A 16,231-nucleotide genomic window follows, 5' to 3' on the forward strand; every position below is an offset into this window, starting at 1 on the left:
ACGGCTGACACTGGCTGCTATAAAGGGAATGGTAAAAATACCTTTCATGCCCCCGAACGTTCCCGTAATAAAGCAGAACCTACAGGTTATGCCAGTAACTTCACGGACAAACAGGATGGGACTGTATTATTTTCCCTTTAACCATCGGATGCTTTCGCTGGATAAAATTCAAAAACGGGATTTAATGAAAACGAGCAAGGAGCAGTGATGTTCTACAGGAATGAAGTGATCAGTTATTTACAGACGAATAAAATCCTTGCGTTAAAACTCGACCGTGCCTTAACGGGCGTCGGAAAAGCGGTATCAAATCAGATTGAAAGCATAGGCGCAGGCGCGATGCGTATGCTGTATTATACCTCCTGCTTTACTGATGAGTATCAGGATGTATGCCAGCAACAAAAAAACGAAGACCTTCGATTTAAACAAGGTGTTATTTATTTGTTGCGACATGGTAATCTCGTGTACGACTTGCTAAAAATATATTTTGAACAAATATTCAAATTTAAAACCAACGATCAATTGGAATACATTAAAAAAAAGCTTATGGCGGTTAATATCCATATTGCCGCCAGTTCACTGACAAGCGCGGGATTTGCTTTAGCAACAGCATCATTTGTCGCAGTAGGCACAAGACTCAGTCTTGAGTTCAGCGCACTGGCAGGGCAAAAAGCAGGTGGGATTGTAGGCGCTATTGCCATATACGGCGTTGTCCAGAAAGCGGTTAATAGTGCACATCGTCTTCACATGACTTATCCTGCTTACTACTCAGCGCTATACGCGAAAGAGCTGGAAATGATGTATTTTCTGATAGAACCCTTGTTTGAACGCGCCGAGGCGTTTAAAGCACAATGGGTATCGGATGATGAAATTGCAGATATCATCAGGAGGATGATCCAATAATTATGATGAATTTGATTAAAAGATTGCTCAGGCGAATATTTAGGTCCCTGGTGTCGTATTATGGCCCCGCCGCGCTAACAATAGTATTTGCTTTAATTCAAGGTCTATGGTTTCCGGGGAGTCCTGCCTGGCTTATCCCCGTTTTTTTCTTATTTGTAATTTTTATTTTTTAACGATACGTAACATGGTAATCCCTGAAAATTATTACCCTCCTGAATATATAAGGAAATAGTATGTCTACACCCGCACATTTATGGCTTGAGGATGAAAATGGTTCTCCAATTATGGGTAGCTGTTTAATGCCGCTACGAATGGGATCTATCGAGTTAAAATCCTTCTCCCACGGTATCACTATCCCGGTAGATCCCAGCTGGGGAAAACTGACGGGTACCCGCATTCACCGCCCTATCACGATAGTAAAAGAATTTGATCAGACAACACCGCTTCTGTATCGCGCAGTCTGCGAAGGCCGAACCATGAAGACGGCGACAATCAAAATGTATCGTATTCTCGAATCAGGTATTGAAGCCGAATATTTCAATATCATTCTGGAAAACGTCAAGTTTACAACGGTTGCACCGTACCTCTCTCCTAACGGTATGAGTAGTACTCATCTTGAAACGCTTGAATTGCGTTATGAGGCGATCACTTGGAAGTATACGGAAGGAAATATTATCTATCGTGATAGCTGGAACGATCGTTGCTGTGCGTGATGACAAAGGGTTTCACAGGAGGTCAAGGCTTCCTGTGAGCCTCACGAGGACATCAACCGCTGGCGGGAAATCTGGTGGATAATTTAGCACCAACACCGTGGCAATGTTCCACCTTAGCGCTCCAACCGGGGGAGAATGTTCAACATAAAAGTGACGTTGTCACATGGGAATTTTTCAAAGAGAATACCGCTGCTCATGGAAAAATCGCTTTCATCACCAAGGAGGTGAATGATTTTATTATTTATAAACAACACGTTATGGAATCTTTCAGTACGTTTAATCTCAGACTAATAATCAACATCATTGATTAAAATGTTTAATTGAATGAATCGATAAAGAGAGTATTGTTAAAAACAATGATGAGCGGAGATAAATAAATGTTACGTGATTTTTTGAAGGTAGAAAAAGAGGATCGTCTGGTCGAACAACAGGACGCCAGCAGCGGTAAAGCGAATTCAACGGACGTCACCGAATGGATTATTGTGAATAAAAATGGTGATAAAAAAGGCCGGGTGGCGTTATTCAATCAATTTACCACCCGCCGTTCCTATTGCGTGAATTACCGCATCACCCAGTTTGATAATAGCGGCAAAGTGGTTGTCGACCGGCTGGCGGAATCAATCTGATCCCGGGGAACGTTATCACGCCGGCGTCCCGCGCCTTTAGCCCGGCCCGTCGCTGGCGGCGGCCAGCAGCGGCACAATCACATCGCTTAACGGCGTGGGGATATGGTGAATACGGCCATATCGCTGAACGACCCCGTTGCGAATATCCCACTCCAGCGGCAGCCCGGCCTCGCGATCCGTCAGTATTGAAGTGCTTAAATCCGGAGGCGCTCGATGGAAACCGGCGAGAATTTCCTGCGGCACGCCGTCGTCCAAGCTGGCGCCTGCGGCGCGCGCCACCGTCAGCCCCTCTTGCAAATAGGCTAAAGCAAGCGCCGTGATATCGTCGCGGGCAAACATCCCTGCCCGCCTCCCCGCCAGCACCATCAGACCGGCGACCGCATTCTGCAGCAGTTTGCGCCACGCAACGGAAAGAAAATCCGCGCTGATATCCACTTCACAGCGCGTGTCCCGTAGCGCGTGCCGCACCCGCTCGGCCCCCTCAACATCCGGCAGCGTCAGGCGCGGTTTCGCCCGCAGCCAGACCGACGCTTCAGGTTCACGCTGGGCGGGGAACCAGACGACCGATGGCAGCACGGCCGCTTCCGCCACGTATGGCGCGAACAGCGTTTTTTGTTCAACGCCGTTTTGGAGCACGCAGACTACCGTTCGATCGTGACACAGCGCTTGCAGCCACGGTGCAATAGCCGCAATTTGTGTCGCTTTTACCGCCACAAATACCAGGTCGTACGGCGCGGCGACCGATGCCGGTTCCGTCAAGACCGGCCCCGGCACCACAATATTTCCACCATCAAAACGCAGCGAAAGCTGCGGGTGCGCACGGCGGCCGCATACCAGAGGCGTACGGCCAACCTCGTGCAGCGCCGCGGCGATGGTGGTACCAATTGCGCCCGGACCGATCAGCGCAACGGTGGGTTCTTCAACTGTCATCTATGCCTCCAGGCCGCTTCCGGCCCCTGAGATTTCATTAGTACGTAACATAAACGCGACTTCGTTCGCATTACCATTTTATTCATATGGGTAATCTGAATGTGTGTGTCAGCGTACACACTTTTCACCATCAACAAGGAAGGTACATGTTTCCAGAATACAGAGAGCTGATTTCTCGATTAAAAACCACGCATCCGCGCTTTCAGTCGCTATTCGAAAAACATAATGCACTCGATCACGACATTTCCCGCATAGAAGGAGTCGATGGCAAAGGATACAGTCTCGAGCTTGTACAGATGAAGAAAGAAAAACTTATGTTGAAGGACGAGATGCTCAAAATCCTCCAGCATGAAAGCTTGATGTAAACAAGAAGGCCGCCGGATGGCGGCCTTCTTATAGCACCAGGCTACGAGCGAATAAACGCCAGCAGATCGGCGTTAATCACATCGGCGTGCGAGGTATGCATACCGTGCGGAAAGCCGGGATAAATTTTTAGCTGGCTGTTCGGCAGCAGCTTATCCTGCAGTATCGCGGCGTTTTGATAAGGCACAACCTGATCATCATCGCCCTGCATCACCAGCACCGGCAGCGTAATGGCTTTTAAATCTTCGGTCTGGTCGGTTTCCGAAAACGCCTTAATCCCCTCATAGTGCGCTTTTGCGCTACCGGTCATGCCCTGCCGCCACCAGTTCTGAATCGTGCCCTGGGACACCTCCGCGCCTTCACGGTTAAAGCCGTAGAACGGCCCGGACGCCACGTCGAGATAAAACTGCGAGCGGTTGGCGGCCAGCGCTTTGCGAAAACCATCAAACACCTCGATTGGCGTACCGCCCGGATTACTCTCCGTTTTTACCATCAATGGCGGAACCGCGCTGATCAGCACCGCTTTGGCCACGCGCCCCTGCGGCTGACCATACTGCGCAACGTAGCGCGCAACCTGCCCACCGCCGGTAGAATGCCCGATATGCACGGCATTATGCAGATCCAGATGCTCCGCCACCGCTGAGGCATCGGCGGCATAATGATCCATATCGTGACCGTCACTCACCTGATCTGAACGACCATGACCGCGTCGGTCAATCGCAATAACCCGGAACCCTTCTGCCAGGAAAAACAGCATCTGGTTATCCCAATCATCGGCACTTAAAGGCCAGCCATGATGGAATACGATCGGCTGCGCCTCCTTCGGGCCCCAGTCTTTAAAGAAGATATTGACGCCGTCTTTGGTTGTCACAAATGCCATGTTACAAACTCCTCTCGTGAGAAAACAAGGCTGCGGGCCTGACGCCTGCAGTGGGTCGGGTCTTAAGGCGGGATGCTATGTCTGGACGATAGCGTCTCGTTAGGTGTGAAAATGACCTGGCTGGAAAAGTGTAGATGATTTTTGCCGATACTGAGCGTTCGCTTTGTATCCGATAAATGGGCTGTAAACAGCCCGGTTAAGCATGCAGGAAGGAAAATTTAACGCAGGACGAACTTAATAACGCCGGATGGTTACCGTTTCGGCTCCCGCCTGGTCGAGCGCGGCGAGGCCCTCCTCTATCCGCCCGAGGCTTATCAGCCCGGGGGAGTGGCGAAAATCCTCGCGAAAAATGGCCAGATTGCCCCACGGCGCGTAATAGGCGATGTCGCCGCGCCGTGGGGTCATTGAGGCGCCAGAATCCGCGCGGCGCAGTTTCGTCGGCAGCCAGGCGATTTTTTCCGTGGAACCATAATCCTCGAGCTTCACCGTCATCGGCAGCTGCGCCAGGAACTCATTAGCCGCTGCGCTCTCATCCAGCGAGCCGACAACAGTGGCGCCATTGAACTCAAACTGAATCTTCACCGCGTTCTCCCGCCCGGCGGCAAATGCCGCCCCCGTCGTAGCAATAAAAATCAATAGCGTGGCGCTAAGAGAGTTGAACATCCGCTCACCCTGCCAGGCCACGAGCGCGCAGGACTTCACTCACCACCGCTACCGCCGAAAAGGCATTTGGCCAGCCGGCATAGAAAGCAGCATGCGCAACGATCTCCCCCGCCTCTTGTGCGGTGAGGCCGTTATCCATCGCCCGGTTAAGGTGGTAGCCAATTTGCGCGCTTTGCCCGGCGGCAATCAACGCGCTGACCGTGACCAGGCTGCGGTCGCGCGGCTTCAGCCCCGGTCGCTGCCACAGGTCAAGAAACAGCGGTTGAGTCGTAAACTTCACCAGTCCAGGGGAAATCGCGCCGAAGTTCTGTTCTACGGTTGTTGAACGCTGGTTCTCCACCGCCTGATTAAGAGGGAGCAGCTCCGGGGAGGCAGCAGCCAGCTGCTCGCGGCCAATGCCGCGCGCGACAAAAATATCTTTCGTCACCGCAACGGCGGCCATCGCGTTGGGCCAGCCGGAATAAAAAGCCAGATGCGTGACGATCTCTGAGATTTCAGCCGCCGTGACGTCGTTATCCAGAGCAACTTCAACGTTATGTTTTAGCTCCGCCGGCTGATTACGGGCGATAAGAATCGCCACGGTCACGATGCTGCGGTCGCGACGCGAGAGTTCTGTTCTCTGCCAGAGATCCCCTATCAGCACCTCGCTGCCGAAACGGGCAAGCGCCGGCGCGACGGTTTGAATATCCTCAGCGGACAATACGGATGGACTACGTGGAGCCATTTTTTCACCTCTTTTTTCTTCTGCCAGGGCTGGCGCGCCCAGCATTAACGACATTGCAGCTACGGCAATAAAAGCTTTCATCCTGAACACCTTTCCGACACGTTAATTCTTCAGCCTTTCCACCAGTTGACGCTGGTATTCAGGCAGTTGATCGCGGCTGGCGCGCTGAAAAACCAGCGGAGGCAGCCAGGTCATTCCCGCATGCAGCGCGCTGGCCTTCATTGGCGTAAAGACGTCGGCCAGGCTGACGCCCGTTCGCCCGGTCTCGCCGTATGTCGCGTCACCGCCTGCGGCCGTCGTGACAATCAGCATCTCTTTGCCCTGCCATACTCCCGGCCCTACGCTGCCCCAGGTATCGTTCAACCAGGCCTTCATCATCGGGGTGATGTTGAACCAGTGGGTCGGGAAGATAAAAACGATGCGCGAGCGTTCCCGCATGAGCCGTCGCTCTTCATCGGCATTGATATTTCGGGTGTCAAAACCGTAAAGCGCCTCGAGATTGCGTACGGTCACGCCGGGTACGCTTTGCGCTGCGGCCTCAAGACCTTTGGTCATGACCGATTGCTCGGGATACGGATGAGAGACGATAACCAGCGTGTTAGCCTCTGCCGCGCGGCTGGTAGAGGTAAAGCTAAACAGAAACGCGATGACGGCCAAAAGCCAGAACAGACCGGGAATACAGCGGTGCGAATAGTTCATCAAGCTCTCCTTCTCTTTTGCCACAGGGTAAGGCGCGGAATAAGAAGGAGCCAGCCCTCGCTATCGAATGGGGCTGTGAGTTATTTTCATCAATCGGACTACAGACCGAGCGGCTTCATTTCCCGCACAAGGGAGATTAACAGGCGCAGCCCGGTGGGAACCTGATGACGGCTGGAGTAATAGATATAGAATCCCGGTCCGTATGAGGCCCAGTCGGTCAGCACCAGACGCAGGCGCCCTGCGCTGACGTGCTCTGCTATCAGCGGTTCCGGCAGGTACATCAGGCCAAACCCCTGCAGAATGGCCACCACGCCCGTCTCCGCCAGATCGACCGTTAACAGCGGCGGTACTTTGACGGTGAGCTGCTCTTCGCCACGTTCAAACTCCCATTTATAAATGCGGTTGTTTCCCAGACGATTGCTGACGCAGCGGTGCTGTTGAAGATCGTGAGGATGCCGGGGCTCGCCAAAGCGGGCAAGATATTCCGGGGATGCGGCGACCACCCAGCGCACATCGGCGGACAGCCGCTGCGCCACCATATCTTCAGGCACGGTTCCGCCATAGCGGATCCCTGCGTCAAACCGCGCTTCCGTTACATCAACAATGCGGTTGCTGGCCACGATATCCAGCTCAATATCGGGGTAACGTTCAGCAAAAACAGGCAGGACCGGAGCCAGCAGCAGCGTGGCCGCCTCGACGGCGACGTTGAGCCGAATATGTCCCGCAGGCGAGTCGCGAAACTGGTTGAGCTGTTCAATCGCGCCATCTATGGCGGCCACCGGCTCGCTCACCGCGCTGGCCAGACTCTCACCTGCCGCCGTCAGGGTTACGCTTTTGGTCGTACGGTTCAGCAGACGCACGCCCAGCCGCGCCTCAAATCCCTTGATCGCGTGGCTCAGCGTCGATGCGCTCACCCCAAGTTCAACGGCAGCTTTACTAAAACTCTGATGGCGGGCTATGGCGAAAAAATAGACAAGATCGGCCATGTCGGCACGGGTTATATTCATACGGTCTCGCTAACTGGATAGACTTTAAGCTGAAAAAACAACGTTACTTTGATGTGATGGCGTATCGTGACGTTGATCCGACCAGGAAAATCAAAGACCTGGATGCACGAGCAATCTTCCGGGCGGTATGTTTATACTACAGGCGTCAGCCTTGATAAACTGACCTTCCGACCGGAGATAAACCCATTTTATCCGCCAGAGGCGCATTTATGTTACCTGATTGCGATAAAGCCATCGTCCTGCTGCATGAAATCTACGGCATCAACGCGCATATTCAGCGATCCGCCGCGACCTGGCGCAGCCGCGGCTTCGATGCGTACACGCCAGCGCTTTTCCCTCACTCTGCGCCGTTCGCCTATGAGCAGCAGGAGCAGGCCTGGCGCCACTTTTCCGATAACGTCGGATTTGATACCGCCGCCATCGTGTCGCTGCTGGCCGAGCTAAGAGCGAAATACGGCACGCTAATCCTTATCGGCTACAGCGTGGGCGCCACCTTAGCCTGGCTGGCCGCCAGAAGCGGACTCTGCGACGGTGCGGTTTGCCACTACGGTTCACGGATCCGCCAGTACTGCGATGCGGCGCCTCCGTGCCCAACGCAGGTGATTCTCGCCCGCCATGAGCCGGCGTTCGATCCCCGCGCCCTGCAAAACGAGCTGGAGAAATATCCCTCCGTGGCCTGCCGGATGTTCAATGCGCAGCACGGCTTTTGCGATGCCGACAGTCCGGCGTGGGATGCGCGCCTTGCGCAGCAGGCGGACGAAGACACGCTGCGGTTTTTAACGCTTATTCAGCAAAGACAGGAGGCCTGATGCATCAGATATTTCAATGGATTAACGAACCCGCGACATGGTCAGAAGAGGACGGCGAACTGCGCGTCGTCACCGATGCGCAAACCGACTTCTGGCGCGAAACCTGGTACGGGTTTGAGCGTTTTTCCGGGCATATCTACGCCACGGAAGCCGCGGGGGACTTCACCTTTCAGGTAAGGGTGCGAGCAGATTTCAGTACGCTGTATGACCAGGCAGGGATCATGTTAATGCAGGACGCCAGGCGCTGGATTAAGGCCGGTATCGAGTACAACGACGGCGCGCCCGCTATCGGTAGCGTACTGACGCAGGGAACATCAGACTGGGCAACCGGTATTTTCCCGGGCGACCCCGGTGAGTTCTGGCTGCGTCTGACCCGCCGCGGAGAAGCGCTGCGCCTGCAGTATTCAACGGATGGCCAACTGTGGCCGCTGCTGCGGCTGTGCCCTTTTCCGGGCGGCGCGGCGAAGGTCGGCATCATGTGCTGCACGCCGCAGCGCAGCGGCCTGCGGGTTACTTTCGACCAGATATCACTGCTGCCGCCGAATGATAAAGATTTGCACGATCTGAGCTGAGCAGTCGGCTCGCGCGCGGGCAAAATCGCTGAAGAATCGCGACGAAGGTATGATTTCTGGCTCCTCGGGCTGCCCGTGCTCGCGCCTTGCTGCTAGATTGGCAGCAGCAACCTTCAGGCGAAAAATGAGGAGGAGTCATGTTTTCCTATATCATGCTCGGCACTAACGATCTGCCGCGCGCGATTCGTTTTTACGACCCGTTGATGGAGATGCTGGGGCAGCCCCGGAGCGGCCGCAGCGAGCAAGGCGCATCGTGGGGGACATTCAGCGGAAACCGCACCATCGGGCTGTGCGTTGGCAAACCGTTCAACCAGCAACAGGCAACAGCGGGCAACGGCGCTATGGTGGCCCTGAACGCACGTTCGGTTGAGCATATTCAGCAACTGCATCAGCTGGCGCTACGCCTGGGAGGAAGTGATGAAGGCGCCCCAGGACACCGCCCGCAGTACGGTGAAGGTTTCCACAGCGCCTACGTCAGAGATCCGGACGGCAACAAGCTGGCGTTTGTTTATTACGCAAACGCAGACTAAGCCCCACGCCGGAAAGTTAAGGCAGGGTTAGCGCATGGCGAAACCCTGCGCATCTCTCAATATCGCGACGGATGCTCTCAGCCAGATGATTCGATTTCGGCAAATGGCCATGCAAATCGCGGCCTTGTCTGCATCAGCCTTCCGTAAACATTCCCGACCTGAACGTCTCCCTCATGGCTTCGATCTCTTCCTGACGGGCCGCCTGTAAGGCAGACAGCATATTGCAGGTAAAATCCACAAAGCCAACGCCGTTGGCGGTCACCAGGTTGCCGTCGCGAACCGAAGGCACGTTTCTGTACCGCGCGGCGCCGCTGTAGGCTGACCCCGCCCGGCTCTGCAGGTAGGCCAGCCCGTTCGAGGTGTGGTCGACATCATTGAGAAAGCCATGCGCGCCAAGAAAGGCCGAAGCGTCGCATATCGCGCCTACCACGATCTGCCGGGCCTGCGCTTGTTCTACCAGAGGCACAACCCGCCGGGCCTCCTCTCCCCACCAGTTCATTCCGCCCACCAGCACCAGCGCGGCGTAATCATCGGGTATCGTCTCGAAGGTATAATCCGGCAGGCAGCGCACCCCGCCAATTGACCTCACCGGCCCCTCATCGGCAGCCACGGTCCTGACTTCGTATCGCGGTTCCCATACGCCAAAACCGCGGCGTAGCCCCGGTGCCAGCAGCGCGAACTCCCAGTCGGCGTACTCCTGGATGAGGACAAACAGCACTTCTTTACGCGTATCCATAGACATCGCACTCTCCTTTTATTAACAGAATTTGCCGTCGCAGCATCCGGGTACCGATGGACACTATCGCCGTACTGCCGCCAAAAACTGTATAAATTCACAGTATAAAAGGCAAGGCTATTTTGCCCCTTGCGGCAACCCGAATCGATTTTTGCGAGTCAGCTCCCCGGATAGAAAACTATCCGGGGCAATGGCTATCGTCTCCCGCGCGCTGAGCCCGCGTTTAATGAAATAGGCCTGCGCGCCAGGAGAACCTCCCTCGTGATGTACAGCGTATATCCCTCCGGCCGCAGCCTGGGTGCCCGCAGTTCTTTCAGCGTAATACCGACGATATCTCCCGATTGAAGACGTTGACGGATCGCGCTACCGCTAAGCCGCAGCGCTCGTCTCAGGACCGACAGCAGGCTGGTCTGAAAGGCGCGCGTGACCCTGACATCCACCCTCACCTGAGAAGCGCGAACAAGGTTGATGCGCCAGCGTTCCTGAACCACAAAGTCAGGCGTACCCGATAGCGCCGCGCGATTACGCCGCAGAACGACCGGATCGTGAGAGTAAGCTTCGACGGCAGATTTATCGTTAGCGATAAGTCGCGCGTAGAGCTGCGGATTGATTTTGCTGACGGGCAAACGCGAGAACAGGCTGATGTTCCAGGTATACGCGCAGCGCACGCACTTATAGATACTCCAGACATCGAGCACTTTTTTTTGCGAGTTGACCCGGAAGGCGCCGGATGGGATGAAATCCTGCTGCCCATGACAGGCGGGGCAGCGCTTGCTAATCAGCTGATAGCCGACTGGCCTGACGTTCCATGTAATTTTCATGGTGAACCTTTTTTTAACCCATACAAAAGCGGATCCGTCGAAAACGGACCGTGATTTTTGCGATGTGAAAAATATTTAGAGAATACTTTTCAGTGGGTTAAAAAAAGATTTCCAACGCGACGACCCTGTCTGACCGTGAATGAATGCGTTCAAGAGTAGCAAAGCGGCAAGCGGGCTAAATATGCATTAAATCAATAAATACATAGAAATCATTCACAAACGACGTTGTTTACCTTCTGTTCACAAAACGAGAAGCGGCTCACTGATCAAACAAACCTAAACGTTTATGTTTAGCCTCATAAACGTTTAGGTCAAGGAAATAGCCGTCTGTATCGCGGGTAATTTCATAAATACAGAGAGCGAAATATGCGTAAAGCAACGATGCGGGATGTGAGTGAAGCGACGGGATTTTCTATGTTTACCGTTTCACGCGCGCTAAACGGTGGCGATGGCGTTGCTGACGACAGCCGGGAGCTGATTTTAAAAGTGGCGCGAGAACTCGGCTACGTACCTAACCGCGCGGCCCAGGCGCTACGCCGCTCAAGCAGAGACTCGGTGGCGGTGATTACCGCCCATGCCTCGAACTCTTACTACCTCAACCTGATGTCCGGTATTCAGCAGATGCTGCAGCCGTCGCAGTGGACCGTAGTGCTTGGCGATATCGCGGTCAACGGTACCTACGACCGCGCGCAGGAAGATCGCATGATTAACCGCCTGATCGAGTCGCGAATGGCCGGGATCATTTCGACGGTGACGCTTCAGCCGGAAAGCCTGAGCCTGCTGGCGAAATGGGATATTCCGGTCGTCTTCGTTGACTCACCTCCCCGCGGCGAGCACAACTTTCCCAGCGTCACGACCGACAATTATCAGGCCAGCCTGCTGGTGGGGACCCATCTGGCGCAGCACGGCTATAAAAGCTGGCTGCTCCTCATCTACCCGGACCGCTGGACCACGCGTTTTGAACGCGAGCGCGGTATTCGCGAGGCCGCAGAGCGCTGCGGCGCAACGCTTGAAGTTGTCGAAACGGAGAACGACGCGCAGTCGGCTGCGGACACCCTGAGCCGATACCTGGACCGCCAGACATCGCTGCCGGACGCGCTTATTGCCGGTAACAACCCTATTCTGCTGGGTTCACTTAAACAGCTTCAGCAGCGCCAGATAGCCATCCCCAACGATATGGCGCTTATCGCCTACGATGAATTCGACTGGGCGCCGCTATTAAATCCGCCGCTAACGGTGCTCAATGAAAACAGCGAAGAGATTGGCAGGCAGTCGGCTGAAATGCTTATCCAGTTAATTAATCCGGAAGGAAAAGGAGAAATTAATACCCAGCGTAAAGTTCCCGCCGAACTGGTTATTCGCCAGTCCTGCGGCTGTAGAAAATGAATAACTATTAAAAAGATTGCTGACAACGTACCGCCCGGACGGCATTGCCCGGCGGCGCTTCCCCTGCACGGGCCGACAGAAATGGTGCTTGCGGTTTTCGTCGGCCGGGTAAGGCGCCACCCGACAAAAAAGCGGGCTACGGCGTGCTATACGCGCTCATCATTTTAGCGATGTAAATAACGGCTGAATTTCAGTCGCTACCGAAAAACAACATCAGGGGATTATTTCTGAGGCTTCCCCACACCTGGCCGTACCTTATACCACACGATAATGAAAGGAGCAGAATATGACCAAACTTCGCAAAGCATGGCTGGCTGTCGCGGTTAGCGCGGTAATCACCACCATGACAGGGTTTATTCCCGCAGCCAGCGCCGCGCCGCAGGATGGCAAAAAAATCTCCCGCATCGGCTTAATGGTGCAGGACATGTCCAACCCCTTCTTCTCGGCAATGGAAAGGAACGCTAAGCAGGCCGCGGCGCAAATCGGCGCAACCCTTAACGTACAGGATGCACAGGTCGATCTGGCAAACCAGAACACGCAGATTGACGCGTTTATTCAGCAGAAAGTGGATCTCATCATTATTTCCGCCGTCGATGAATCCGGGATCGAGCCGGCCATTCAGCGGGCAAAAGCCGCCGGAATTATCGTTATCGCAGTCGATACGCCCGCGAAAGGCGCAGACGCGGCGATCATGACCAACGCCATCCAGGCCGGGGAAACCTCCTGCGAATACCTGTTCAGCCAGATGGGCGGCAAAGGCAAAGTGCTGCTGGTGGATGGCACGCCGATTCAGACCATTATCGACCGCATCAAAGGCTGTAAAAACGTCGCGCAAAAATACCCGGATATCAAAATCGTCGGCCAGCAGGCATCGCGCAACGACCGCGCTTCCGGCCTGATGGTGACCACCGACATGCTCACAGCCAATCCGGACGTCGCCGGTATTTTCGGCATGAACGATCCTTCCGCGCTCGGTGCGGTACTGGCCGTTGAACAGGCGGGCAAAGCGGGCGCGATCAAAGTTACCGGCGTCGACGGTAGCCCGGAAGCGGTTGAAGAACTTAAGCGCAGCGGCTCGCCGTTTATCGGTACCGCAACGCAAAATCCGGGCGAAATGGTGCGCCAGGCCATCACGCTTGCTCAGGATATGGTCGACGGCAAACCGATCGCCTCTCATACCGTCCTGATCCCCAGCGTACTGGTCACCCGCGATAACGTCGACAGCTATCCGGGCTGGTAATCACTTCGTCACTTTAAGAGGCAAAAACGGGATGACGCTCAGGTTCATCCCGGAGGGCAAAGACAATGGCCGATACAACATCACCTCCCTTGCTCAGGCTGGAAGGGATTTCAAAACGCTACGGCGCGACCCTGGCGCTGAACAACGTACGCTTTGATTTATTCGCCGGAGAGGTCCATGCCCTGATGGGGGAAAACGGCGCGGGCAAATCCACGCTGATGAAGATCCTCTCCGGTAACGAGCAGCGCGATAGCGGCGTTATTTTTATCGACGGGCAGGAGATTGATATTCGCACGCCCAGGGATGCCCGCAAATATGGCATCGCCATTATCCACCAGGAGCTGAATACGGTTCCCGATATGACGGTGGCGGAAAACCTGTTTCTCGGCCAGGAACCGACCGCTTTCGCCGGTATTCTCGATCGCAAACGGATGCACCGGGAGGCCCGGGAGAAGCTGGACCGGATTAACGCGGACATCGACCCGCAGGCGCCGCTCGGCTCGTTGAGTATCGGGCGTCAGCAAATGGTCGAGATCGCCCGCGCCGTCAGTGAAAACGCCAAAGTGCTGGTGCTTGATGAGCCGACCGCCGCCCTGTCGCGGGCGGAGACTCTCCAGCTATACCGGCTGATCGAGCAGATGCGTCAGGATGGCGTCGGGATGGTCTATATCTCGCACCGCATGGAAGAGGTATGGCAGCTGGCAAACCGGGTCACGGTCTTCAGGGACGGCACGTGGATCGGCACGGAAATCCTCGGCAACGTCTCAACCACCGATATCGTCCGCATGATGGTCGGCCGGCAAATCGTCGATCTTTATCAGCACGAGCCGCGTACGCCCGGCAAGGTACTGCTGGAAGTCAGGGACCTGGCAGGCAGTGCGACCGGCCCGGTCTCCTTTGAGGTCAACGCGGGCGAAGTGGTGAGCATGTCCGGTCTGGTGGGCTCCGGGCGAACCGAAGTCGCTCGCCTGCTCTTCGGCGCCGACCCGCGCACCCAGGGAAGCGTGCGCATTGACGGCCGGACGAGCAATCCGGTAGACCCCACCGCCGCTATCGCCGACGGTATCGGGATGGTGACCGAAGACCGCAAAACTCAGGGACTGTTTCTCGGGCATTCGGTTGAGCACAACATTGATATCAGCTCGCTGGATAACTTTGTCGCCGGCGGCGTGGTGAAACGCAAGTCGATTCGCGCCGCCGTCCTTGAGCAGATGCGCAGGCTGCGGCTGCGGGAAAATGCGGTTGAACTGCCCGTCAGCGCCCTGTCCGGCGGAAACCAGCAGAAAGCGGCGCTGGCGCGCTGGCTGCTGCGCGATTCGAGGCTGCTTATTCTCGATGAACCGACCCGCGGCGTGGATATCGGCGCCAAAAGGGAAATCTACGAACTGATCGACAAGCTCGCCCGCGCTGGGAAAGCCATTCTGGTGATCTCCTCCGATTTACCGGAGGCCATCGGCATTAGCGACCGCGTGCTGGTCATGCGCGGCGGGCGAATCGTTCATCAGTTACCCTCGTTTTCAGCCACGGAAGAAGAAGTGATGCTGCACGCAACAGGAACCTTTACCAGTCAATCCGGAGAATGCCATGGACAACAATAAACCTGTGACGGAACTGCCGGTCAAAGCGCCGTTTGATTTTGCGAAATGGTGGGATCGGGTGGGGATCTTAATCGTTCTGCTGGTGCTGCTGATCCTGATGTCCACCTTCGCGCCAAACTTTAACCGCGTCGATAATCTGCTGAATATCGCCCGCTCGATTTCCGTCAACGCTATTCTGGCGGCGGGCATGACCTTCGTCATTTTAACCAGCGGCATTGATTTATCCGTCGGGTCAATCGTCGCCGTTTCCGGCGTAGTCTCAGTGGTCGCGGCGATGGCCGGGCTCCCTGCGCCGCTGGCGATTCTGGCCGGCGTTGGCGTGGGCGCGCTGTGCGGCCTGCTTAACGGCGTGCTCACCGCCTATCTCGCTCTCGCGCCCTTTATCGTCACTCTCGGCACCATGACCTTCCTGCGCGGTATGGCCTACACCATTACCGAAGGGCAGCCTATTGTGTCGAGCAGCCTGAGCTTCCGCGAGCTGGGAAATGGCTATCTTGCCGGTATCCCCGTGCCGGTCATTATTATGCTGATTGTTTATCTGCTGGCGTGGTTCATTCTTGAGCGCACGCGGTTCGGCCGTCATATCTATGCCGTCGGCGGCAACGCCCAGGCCGCGCGCCTGGCCGGCGTACGGGTCAAACGCGTGCTGGCGGCGGTCTACATGATTGCCGGCGTCTGCGCGGGTCTGGCAGGCATTATCTTCGCCGCCAGGGTGATTTCCGCCCAGCCCACGGCGGGTACGGGATATGAGCTGGACGCCATTGCGGCGGTGGTGCTGGGAGGCACCAGCCTCGCCGGTGGACGCGGGCGGATTATCGGCACCCTGATTGGGTCGATTATTCTTGGCGTACTCAGCACCGGCCTGATTCTGCTGAGCGTGCCCTTTTTCACCCAGCTATTGATTAAAGGCATCGTCATCATTCTTGCCGTGGCGATTGACGGGCTGAAGCAGCATCCGGAGCTGTTTACCTTCTGGCGGAAAAAAGAGATCGCCCGTACCCGCTAGCTTTCCCTGACGCTTTGTTTATCCGCCG

21 protein-coding genes are annotated in these 16,231 nt (G+C 55.5%); 13 read left to right on the top strand and 8 right to left on the bottom strand.

What is annotated here, in order from left to right:
- Positions 1 to 207 precede the first annotated feature (207 nt).
- The 5 genes from ABLV30_RS16340 (at position 208) to ABLV30_RS16360 (ending at position 2,239) form a co-directional block, all read left to right on the top strand.
- Positions 208 to 900, top strand: a complete 693-nt coding sequence (locus ABLV30_RS16340; protein ID WP_032719142.1) for a hypothetical protein — start codon at positions 208 to 210, stop codon at positions 898 to 900.
- 2 nt (positions 901 to 902) lie between these two features.
- Positions 903 to 1,073 (top strand): hypothetical protein, encoded by a 171-nt coding sequence (locus tag ABLV30_RS16345; RefSeq protein WP_305956153.1) that lies wholly within the window; start codon positions 903 to 905, stop codon positions 1,071 to 1,073.
- Between the two features lie 60 nt (positions 1,074 to 1,133).
- Positions 1,134 to 1,613: a type VI secretion system tube protein TssD gene (tssD, locus tag ABLV30_RS16350; protein WP_154919122.1), complete on the top strand. Its 480-nt coding sequence runs from the start codon at positions 1,134 to 1,136 to the stop codon at positions 1,611 to 1,613.
- A 74-nt stretch (positions 1,614 to 1,687) separates the two neighbouring features.
- Entirely contained in the window at positions 1,688 to 1,924 is a 237-nt protein-coding gene (locus ABLV30_RS16355; protein WP_154919124.1) for a hypothetical protein, read from the top strand.
- Between the two features lie 66 nt (positions 1,925 to 1,990).
- Positions 1,991 to 2,239, top strand: coding sequence for a hypothetical protein (locus ABLV30_RS16360; protein ID WP_004120166.1), 249 nt, complete (start codon positions 1,991 to 1,993; stop codon positions 2,237 to 2,239).
- A 36-nt stretch (positions 2,240 to 2,275) separates the two neighbouring features.
- On the opposite strand, the gene ABLV30_RS16365 is transcribed toward ABLV30_RS16360, so the two are convergent.
- Positions 2,276 to 3,169 carry an oxidoreductase gene (locus ABLV30_RS16365; protein WP_025106287.1) on the bottom strand — a complete coding sequence of 298 codons (894 nt, stop codon included), beginning with the start codon at positions 3,167 to 3,169 and terminating at the stop codon, positions 2,276 to 2,278.
- Positions 3,170 to 3,315: 146 nt separating this feature from the next.
- Between ABLV30_RS16365 and ABLV30_RS16370 the strand changes: the two genes are divergently transcribed.
- Complete coding sequence (locus ABLV30_RS16370; RefSeq protein ID WP_004102179.1) at positions 3,316 to 3,534, top strand: YdcH family protein; 219 nt, start codon at positions 3,316 to 3,318, stop codon at positions 3,532 to 3,534.
- A 41-nt stretch (positions 3,535 to 3,575) separates the two neighbouring features.
- Here ABLV30_RS16370 and ABLV30_RS16375 read toward each other — a convergent pair whose 3' ends face one another.
- The 5 genes from ABLV30_RS16375 to ABLV30_RS16395 all read right to left on the bottom strand — a co-directional run bounded on the left by ABLV30_RS16375 (position 3,576) and on the right by ABLV30_RS16395 (position 7,505).
- Complete coding sequence (locus ABLV30_RS16375; RefSeq protein WP_014838530.1) at positions 3,576 to 4,412, bottom strand: alpha/beta hydrolase; 837 nt, start codon at positions 4,410 to 4,412, stop codon at positions 3,576 to 3,578.
- A gap of 234 nt (positions 4,413 to 4,646) precedes the next feature.
- Entirely contained in the window at positions 4,647 to 5,075 is a 429-nt protein-coding gene (locus ABLV30_RS16380; protein ID WP_047723791.1) for a cyclophilin-like fold protein, read from the bottom strand.
- A gap of 4 nt (positions 5,076 to 5,079) precedes the next feature.
- Positions 5,080 to 5,880, bottom strand: coding sequence for a carboxymuconolactone decarboxylase family protein (locus ABLV30_RS16385; RefSeq protein ID WP_049079773.1), 801 nt, complete (start codon positions 5,878 to 5,880; stop codon positions 5,080 to 5,082).
- A 21-nt stretch (positions 5,881 to 5,901) separates the two neighbouring features.
- Entirely contained in the window at positions 5,902 to 6,498 is a 597-nt protein-coding gene (locus ABLV30_RS16390; protein ID WP_064357396.1) for an NAD(P)H-dependent oxidoreductase, read from the bottom strand.
- 98 nt (positions 6,499 to 6,596) lie between these two features.
- Positions 6,597 to 7,505 carry a LysR family transcriptional regulator gene (locus ABLV30_RS16395; RefSeq protein WP_048252265.1) on the bottom strand — a complete coding sequence of 303 codons (909 nt, stop codon included), beginning with the start codon at positions 7,503 to 7,505 and terminating at the stop codon, positions 6,597 to 6,599.
- 209 nt (positions 7,506 to 7,714) lie between these two features.
- Here ABLV30_RS16395 and ABLV30_RS16400 point away from each other — a divergent pair, with 209 nt between their 5' ends.
- The 3 genes from ABLV30_RS16400 (at position 7,715) to ABLV30_RS16410 (ending at position 9,416) form a co-directional block, all read left to right on the top strand.
- Positions 7,715 to 8,314 (top strand): dienelactone hydrolase family protein, encoded by a 600-nt coding sequence (locus tag ABLV30_RS16400; RefSeq protein WP_025106279.1) that lies wholly within the window; start codon positions 7,715 to 7,717, stop codon positions 8,312 to 8,314.
- Positions 8,314 to 8,886, top strand: a complete 573-nt coding sequence (locus ABLV30_RS16405) for a DUF1349 domain-containing protein (RefSeq protein WP_004851043.1) — start codon at positions 8,314 to 8,316, stop codon at positions 8,884 to 8,886. Before ABLV30_RS16400 ends, ABLV30_RS16405 begins: the two co-directional genes overlap by 1 nt.
- A 137-nt stretch (positions 8,887 to 9,023) precedes the next feature.
- Positions 9,024 to 9,416 carry a VOC family protein gene (locus ABLV30_RS16410; protein WP_014229433.1) on the top strand — a complete coding sequence of 131 codons (393 nt, stop codon included), beginning with the start codon at positions 9,024 to 9,026 and terminating at the stop codon, positions 9,414 to 9,416.
- Positions 9,417 to 9,549: 133 nt separating this feature from the next.
- On the opposite strand, the gene ABLV30_RS16415 is transcribed toward ABLV30_RS16410, so the two are convergent.
- A complete protein-coding gene (locus ABLV30_RS16415) occupies positions 9,550 to 10,158 on the bottom strand; it encodes a DJ-1/PfpI family protein (protein WP_265799990.1) in 609 nt (202 codons plus the stop codon).
- Between the two features lie 188 nt (positions 10,159 to 10,346).
- The gene (locus tag ABLV30_RS16420) at positions 10,347 to 10,973 is read right to left on the bottom strand and encodes a DUF1062 domain-containing protein (RefSeq protein ID WP_038424536.1); all 627 of its coding nucleotides are present in this window, start codon (positions 10,971 to 10,973) and stop codon (positions 10,347 to 10,349) included.
- 366 nt (positions 10,974 to 11,339) lie between these two features.
- Between ABLV30_RS16420 and ABLV30_RS16425 the strand changes: the two genes are divergently transcribed.
- The 4 genes from ABLV30_RS16425 (at position 11,340) to ABLV30_RS16440 (ending at position 16,203) form a co-directional block, all read left to right on the top strand.
- Positions 11,340 to 12,359 (top strand): LacI family DNA-binding transcriptional regulator, encoded by a 1,020-nt coding sequence (locus ABLV30_RS16425; RefSeq protein WP_148842267.1) that lies wholly within the window; start codon positions 11,340 to 11,342, stop codon positions 12,357 to 12,359.
- A 286-nt stretch (positions 12,360 to 12,645) separates the two neighbouring features.
- Positions 12,646 to 13,599 (top strand): ABC transporter substrate-binding protein, encoded by a 954-nt coding sequence (locus tag ABLV30_RS16430; protein WP_014229437.1) that lies wholly within the window; start codon positions 12,646 to 12,648, stop codon positions 13,597 to 13,599.
- A 65-nt stretch (positions 13,600 to 13,664) separates the two neighbouring features.
- Positions 13,665 to 15,197 (top strand): sugar ABC transporter ATP-binding protein, encoded by a 1,533-nt coding sequence (locus ABLV30_RS16435; RefSeq protein ID WP_186006162.1) that lies wholly within the window; start codon positions 13,665 to 13,667, stop codon positions 15,195 to 15,197.
- On the top strand, positions 15,184 to 16,203 hold the full coding sequence (locus ABLV30_RS16440; RefSeq protein ID WP_004851056.1) for a ribose ABC transporter permease: 1,020 nt from the start codon (positions 15,184 to 15,186) through the stop codon (positions 16,201 to 16,203). The genes ABLV30_RS16435 and ABLV30_RS16440 overlap by 14 nt, the downstream gene beginning before the upstream one ends.
- The last annotated feature ends 28 nt before the right edge of the window (positions 16,204 to 16,231 follow it).

It is taken from the genome of Klebsiella sp. CN_Kp113 (assembly GCF_040064585.1).
GTDB classification, from domain to species: Bacteria; Pseudomonadota; Gammaproteobacteria; order Enterobacterales; family Enterobacteriaceae; genus Klebsiella; species Klebsiella michiganensis.

Coding starts and splice junctions, on each gene's coding strand:
- ABLV30_RS16430 (WP_014229437.1), top strand. CDS start 12,646: ATGACCAAACTTCGCAAAGCATGGCTGGCTGTCGCGGTTAGCGCGGTA.
- ABLV30_RS16400 (WP_025106279.1), top strand. CDS start 7,715: ATGTTACCTGATTGCGATAAAGCCATCGTCCTGCTGCATGAAATCTAC.
- ABLV30_RS16405 (WP_004851043.1), top strand. CDS start 8,314: ATGCATCAGATATTTCAATGGATTAACGAACCCGCGACATGGTCAGAA.
- ABLV30_RS16435 (WP_186006162.1), top strand. CDS start 13,665: ATGGCCGATACAACATCACCTCCCTTGCTCAGGCTGGAAGGGATTTCA.
- ABLV30_RS16340 (WP_032719142.1), top strand. CDS start 208: ATGTTCTACAGGAATGAAGTGATCAGTTATTTACAGACGAATAAAATC.
- ABLV30_RS16420 (WP_038424536.1), bottom strand. CDS start 10,973: ATGAAAATTACATGGAACGTCAGGCCAGTCGGCTATCAGCTGATTAGC.
- ABLV30_RS16370 (WP_004102179.1), top strand. CDS start 3,316: ATGTTTCCAGAATACAGAGAGCTGATTTCTCGATTAAAAACCACGCAT.
- ABLV30_RS16385 (WP_049079773.1), bottom strand. CDS start 5,880: ATGAAAGCTTTTATTGCCGTAGCTGCAATGTCGTTAATGCTGGGCGCG.
- ABLV30_RS16410 (WP_014229433.1), top strand. CDS start 9,024: ATGTTTTCCTATATCATGCTCGGCACTAACGATCTGCCGCGCGCGATT.
- ABLV30_RS16365 (WP_025106287.1), bottom strand. CDS start 3,169: ATGACAGTTGAAGAACCCACCGTTGCGCTGATCGGTCCGGGCGCAATT.
- ABLV30_RS16375 (WP_014838530.1), bottom strand. CDS start 4,412: ATGGCATTTGTGACAACCAAAGACGGCGTCAATATCTTCTTTAAAGAC.
- ABLV30_RS16395 (WP_048252265.1), bottom strand. CDS start 7,505: ATGAATATAACCCGTGCCGACATGGCCGATCTTGTCTATTTTTTCGCC.
- ABLV30_RS16440 (WP_004851056.1), top strand. CDS start 15,184: ATGGACAACAATAAACCTGTGACGGAACTGCCGGTCAAAGCGCCGTTT.
- ABLV30_RS16390 (WP_064357396.1), bottom strand. CDS start 6,498: ATGAACTATTCGCACCGCTGTATTCCCGGTCTGTTCTGGCTTTTGGCC.
- ABLV30_RS16360 (WP_004120166.1), top strand. CDS start 1,991: ATGTTACGTGATTTTTTGAAGGTAGAAAAAGAGGATCGTCTGGTCGAA.
- tssD (WP_154919122.1), top strand. CDS start 1,134: ATGTCTACACCCGCACATTTATGGCTTGAGGATGAAAATGGTTCTCCA.
- ABLV30_RS16415 (WP_265799990.1), bottom strand. CDS start 10,158: ATGTCTATGGATACGCGTAAAGAAGTGCTGTTTGTCCTCATCCAGGAG.
- ABLV30_RS16380 (WP_047723791.1), bottom strand. CDS start 5,075: ATGTTCAACTCTCTTAGCGCCACGCTATTGATTTTTATTGCTACGACG.
- ABLV30_RS16345 (WP_305956153.1), top strand. CDS start 903: ATGATGAATTTGATTAAAAGATTGCTCAGGCGAATATTTAGGTCCCTG.
- ABLV30_RS16425 (WP_148842267.1), top strand. CDS start 11,340: ATGCGTAAAGCAACGATGCGGGATGTGAGTGAAGCGACGGGATTTTCT.